Annotated in this window: 6 protein-coding genes; 4 read left to right on the top strand and 2 right to left on the bottom strand. The window is 37.6% G+C overall.

Annotated elements, in window-relative coordinates; genetic code table 11:
* On the bottom strand, positions 1–452 hold a 452-nt coding region (locus tag KBS54_01550), incomplete at its 3' end, for a hypothetical protein (protein MBQ0054815.1).
* A 78-nt stretch (positions 453–530) separates the two neighbouring features.
* Between KBS54_01550 and KBS54_01545 the strand changes: the two genes are divergently transcribed.
* On the top strand, positions 531–1,529 hold the full coding sequence (locus KBS54_01545; protein ID MBQ0054814.1) for a glycosyltransferase family 8 protein: 999 nt from the start codon (positions 531–533) through the stop codon (positions 1,527–1,529).
* Positions 1,530–1,541: 12 nt separating this feature from the next.
* On the opposite strand, the gene galE is transcribed toward KBS54_01545, so the two are convergent.
* Positions 1,542–2,537, bottom strand: coding sequence for a UDP-glucose 4-epimerase GalE (gene galE / locus KBS54_01540; GenBank protein ID MBQ0054813.1), 996 nt, complete (start codon positions 2,535–2,537; stop codon positions 1,542–1,544).
* A 23-nt stretch (positions 2,538–2,560) separates the two neighbouring features.
* Between galE and KBS54_01535 the strand changes: the two genes are divergently transcribed.
* From KBS54_01535 to KBS54_01525, 3 genes are read left to right on the top strand one after another with little or no spacing between them, the layout of a single operon-like run.
* Positions 2,561–3,457: a LicD family protein gene (locus KBS54_01535; GenBank protein MBQ0054812.1), complete on the top strand. Its 897-nt coding sequence runs from the start codon at positions 2,561–2,563 to the stop codon at positions 3,455–3,457.
* Between the two features lie 2 nt (positions 3,458–3,459).
* Positions 3,460–4,236 (top strand): LicD family protein, encoded by a 777-nt coding sequence (locus tag KBS54_01530; protein ID MBQ0054811.1) that lies wholly within the window; start codon positions 3,460–3,462, stop codon positions 4,234–4,236.
* Between the two features lie 59 nt (positions 4,237–4,295).
* Positions 4,296–5,123 carry a LicD family protein gene (locus tag KBS54_01525; GenBank protein ID MBQ0054810.1) on the top strand — a complete coding sequence of 276 codons (828 nt, stop codon included), beginning with the start codon at positions 4,296–4,298 and terminating at the stop codon, positions 5,121–5,123.
* Positions 5,124–5,403 lie beyond the last annotated feature (280 nt).

Below are 5,403 nucleotides of genomic sequence, written 5' to 3'. Positions count from 1 at the left end.
TTTTCCTCTGAAGCAAACAGAGATTTTTCAGTCCGTTGGAACAAGTTTATTCCGTGCGCTTTTGTCCAATCATAAATGTTTGCCGTTTCCAAGAACGGCAGATATTTACTGCTACCAAGCCGGTTTTGGATGCCGCTCATATAAGCCATAACAGTCATATGAACACCTTTGAAAGTTGAAGCGACCCAATTGTAATTTCCATTCTTCATTGTTTGGGCGGTTTGTTTCATGACTTTAAACGGGCTTTTACCGCCGTATATAACATCCTCAATATAAGGTTGTGATTTAAGTATCTCGGTATATTCCAGACATGAAAGAAAAGACAAACGGATATCAGGAAATTTACGTTTTACCTGATAAGCGTCAGCCATAGCTTCAAGTAAATCTCCCAAACCGTGATACCGTACCCAAAGAAATTTATCGCCTGGTTGCGGTGTTGCGAAATCTGCCATAAGCATATCCTCCCACAAAATTATCATATCGTGTATAATTATACAGACAAAAATAAATTTGCATAGTGGGGTAGCATAATGGATAAAATACACGTTGCTTTGGCAGTTTGTGATCCAAAAGGCACATATACACAGCATGCCGCTGTTACGATTGCGTCCATGTTTGCCAATACAAAATCACAGATATGTGTCCATTTTCTTCACGACGAAACACTAACAGAATATAACAGAAGCAAACTTACGGAACTTGCCGGCAATTTTCAACAGGTGATAGAGTTTGTTAATGTTGATTCGTACCTTGACGAAAGCGGAATAGATATTAGCAAACTCTCAACCGATGGATTTAAGGGTACAGTATTTAGACTTTTACTGCCTGAACTTTCTTCGGAAGACAAAATGATATATCTTGATTGCGATATTGTAGTTACAATGGATATTGCCGAGTTGTGGGATATTAATCTGCATACAAAGGCAGTCGGTGTTGTGAGAGACGTTCATTCGCTGGAATATCTTGAAGGGAAGAAGGAATGGCCAAAACGCAGAGGCAAAATCTGGTCAATGCTTGGAATAGAACCGGGGGAATATTTTAATGCCGGTGTTCTGTTGATTGACTTAAGGAAACTGAGAGAAGAATATGATTTCTTGAAAGAGGTAGAAACGTTTTACGCAAAATACGGCAAATGCATTACGTTTGCTGATCAGGACTGCCTTAATTTTATATTTGCTAAAGACAGAATAATACTTGAAGAAAAATTTAACAGTATGCGTTATACAGCAGAAGAAACCGAGTTATCCGGGAGAATATGGCACATGTCAGGAGCCAAGCCATGGATAACCTACAGCCGTCCGAAATTAGACGAACTTTATTGGAAATACCTGAGAAAAACGCCTTACTGTACAAACGAAGACGAGCTGATTACAAATATGCTGAAAACACTGTCCGGATCACAATTTGTCCATCTGCACTCGGGAGAATGTTTTAAAAGGCTGAAGAAACAGATGAAAGAGAATATTTTCAACAGCCATTTGGGCGCGGATATTCACGCATTTTTTATAAAAACATTTAAAAATCGCTGATAAGGCGATTTTTTATTTGGCATTATTTTCCTCAAATCTCCACGCATCTCTGCACATATCTTCCACAGTGTGTTTTGTTTTCCAGCCAAGCTCGCGCAGCGCTTTTGCCGCGTCGGCGTAATATTCCGCAAGGTCGCCTGCGCGGCGAGGCGCAAATTTCTTTGGTATTGTCAGATTGTTTGCTTTTTCAAATGCCGTTACAAGTTCTATAACAGAAGTGCCTTTGCCTGTGCCGAGATTATAGACAGAAACACCCTGCGACATTTTTGCAAGTGCCGCGACGTGTCCTTCCGCCAAGTCCATAACGTGAATATAATCGCGTATGCATGTGCCGTCGCGCGTCGGATAGTCATTTCCGAAGATTGAAAGCTCTTTCAGCGTTTCTTTGGCAACCTTTGCAATGTAAGGCATTAAATTGTTGGGTATTCCCTGAGGGTCTTCGCCGATAAGTCCGCTTTCATGAGCGCCGACAGGATTAAAATAGCGGAGCAGGGTTACGCTAAAGCCTTTGTTTGCTTTTGCTGTATCGGTTAAAATTCTTTCGTTGATTGCTTTTGTTTCCCCGTACGGATTAGTTGTTGGCTTTAACACCATTGTTTCAACAAACGGAATATCATTATCGCCGTACACGGTAGCGGAAGAAGAAAATACAAATTTGTTGCAGCCGTGTTTTATACAGGCTTCCGCCAAGACAACCGTGCTTTGCAGATTGTTGGAATAATATTTAAGCGGCAGTTCAACAGATTCGCCTACTGCTTTGTATCCGGCAAAATGAATGACACCGTCAATTTTATTTTCGGCAAAGATTTTCTCAACAGAAGTATCGTCCGTTACGTCTGCTTCATAAAACTTGAAATCCTTACCTGTAATTTTCTTGATATTTTCCAAAACGGAAGGCTTGCTGTTTGAAAAATTGTCGGCAACAATAACGTCATACCCTGCCTGCTGTAGGGCAACAACTGTGTGACTGCCTATAAATCCGGCTCCGCCTGTGACTAAGATATCCATTAGTAGCACCTCTGTAGTAGAGTATGATGGCAATATTGCCTACAGCGTATTATAATAGTCTAAGTTTAGGACAAAAACAAGGAGATGAAAGCCTTATGTATGAGCAGCTGAGGAAAGTTCAGCTTGTTGAGCTTGATATACTGAAAAAGGTTATCGCTCTGTGCGAAAAACATAATATTGAATATTTTGCCGCATGGGGTACATTGCTTGGTGCTGTGCGTCATAAAGGTTTTATTCCATGGGATGATGATGTTGATTTAATGATGCCGCGTCCGGAGTATGAAAGGTTTTGCGAAATAGCAAGACAAGAGTTAGAATATCCCTATTTTTTACAAATTAACAAAACAGACCCATTGTATAATCTCCATTTTGCAAAAGTTCAAAACCTTGAAACAGCTTTTGTTGGAACACACAAGCCGCGTTCCTTAAAGGCTGGAATTTTTATAGACGTATTCCCAATAGATGCTGCGCCGAATACAAAACAGCAAAAAATTATAAAACAAAAATACCGTTTGTACAAATACTGTGCCTACGATTTTTTTAATTATGAGCCCTCTTTCGGAGATGTTTTTAAGCGTTCTATTGGCAAGATGATAAATTATACAATTTTCGGGAATAAACCACCTCGTTTTTTCTTTGATAAACAGGAAATGTTGTATAAATCTTGTAAGTATGCGGAAGCTGATATCGTTATAGATTATTCAGAGAAATTTTATTTTGCCAAGCAGCTCCTTAATGAGAGAATATACATTGATTTTGAAGATACTCAACTATGTTGTCCTGCTAAATATGACATTTTGTTGACAATGTTATATGGAGATTATATGACCCCACCTCCAATCGAAAAAAGGGCAGTACATCATGATATTTTTGCGTTGTCCACAGAAAAATCCTACATGGAATTTATCAAGGAGAGATAGGGATGGATATTAGAAAAGTACAGCTTGTGCAATTGGATATATTGAAACAGGTAATTAAAATTTGTGAAAAATATAATATAACCTATTTTGCAGCATATGGCACATTGCTTGGCGCGGTACGTCACAAAGGTTTTATTCCTTGGGATGATGATGTTGATTTAATGATGCCGCGTCTGGAGTATGAAAGGTTTTGCGAAATAGCAAAACAAGAGTTAGAATATCCGTATTTTTTACAAATAAATCGTACAGATCCTTTCTACACAATGCATATTGCCCGTGTGTTAAATTTGGAAACAGCACATTTATATCCAGCAACAGATCGCAGAAAACCTGGATTATTTATAGACATATACCCTTTAGATGGTATTAAGCATACAGATTTATTTCACAGATCAATCTTTAAAATAAAATACAGATTCTACAAATATTGTGCTATTGACCTTTTCCACCAAGATGATTACTTTGGCAAAGGTATTAAACGTACGTTGGGAAAATTTATTAACAAATATTTTTATCACAATCAGAACGGAGCGTTTTTTCATGAAAAACAAGAAAAATTATACAAAGAAACACCATATGCAGTCACAGAATATGTTGTCATTTATCACAGCTGGCACATTCTTAAAAAGGCATGGTTAAAAGATGTGGTTTTGCTTGATTTTGAAGATATACAACTTCATTGTCCAATAGGATATGATGCGCTCTTAAAATACATGTACGGTAGCTATATGATACCGTTACCGAAAAACCAACGTTATATGCATCATCTTGTGAAGTAGTTAAATGCTGCGTTATAAAGTTAATTGGATTAAATGTTGCAACAAGGAGATAAGGAATTATGAATAAACAAATTAGAGAAATGCAGCTTGTACAATTGGATATATTGAAACAGGTAATTAAAATTTGTGAAAAATATAATATAACATATTTTGCTGCATGGGGTACGTTGCTTGGTGCTGTGCGTCATAAAGGTTTTATCCCATGGGATGATGACATTGATTTAAATATGCCCCGTCCGGATTACGAAAGATTTTGTGAAATAGCCGCAAAAGAATTAGAAGCGCCGTATTTTCTGCAAACGTACAAAACTGATGCTGCTTGTAATCTGCATGCGGCCACGGTACAAAACATCAATACTGCTTTAATATTAAAAAATCATCCGGCAGATATTGCTAATGGGATACGTGTGGATATTATGCCCCTTGATGGTACATGTCCGGATAAAGCTTATTATAAAAAACTCAAAGTGTTATATCGTATTTACAAATATTGTGCAATTGATTGGTTTGACTGGGAAAAATATTTCGGTAAGGGAATGAAGCGATTTCTTGGAAAAATAATCAATATTTTTTATTTCGGTGATAAATCTTACGAATATTTTTTCGAAATGCAGGAAAAATTATATCAGGCGATACCATATATTAGCGCAGAATATGTAGCAGATTATCCATGTGATGCGTGGCCGTTTAGGAAAGAAATTTTTGCCGAAAAAGTTTATCTGGATTTCGAAGATATCAAAATTTGTTGTCCGGCAAGATATGATGAATTGTTAACACAATTGTTCGGAGATTATATGACCCCTCCGCCGAAAAAGGACAGAGAACAGCATCATAATATTTTGGTAGCAGATACTGAAAAGTCTTATACAGAATATCCTGACATTTAGGAAAATGCTTGTAGTGTTTTCTTATTGTTGATTTGTATTGCATTTTAGAAAAAATATAGTATACTTGTTCAAGTTAGGTGATGTGACGATGTTGTTATGAACAGCAGGCTGCATTGCCGGTTATTTTGTCCGAATGCAGGGCAGTCGCGTTCACAAAAGGGTTTGCAATGAATAAATTCTGAACGGAAGGTGTTCAATATGGCAGGCAGTCTTACAAGAAAACAGTTCGATATCCTTGAAATCCTTGAAAAAGAAAAGCGTGCTCTTACGCAGCGTGAGC

It is taken from the genome of Candidatus Equadaptatus faecalis (genome assembly GCA_018065065.1).
In the GTDB taxonomy this organism is placed as follows: Bacteria; Synergistota; Synergistia; order Synergistales; family Synergistaceae; genus Equadaptatus; species Equadaptatus faecalis.
Note: the sequence above shows the minus strand (reverse complement) of the source record. Positions and strands in the feature narration are given on the sequence as shown.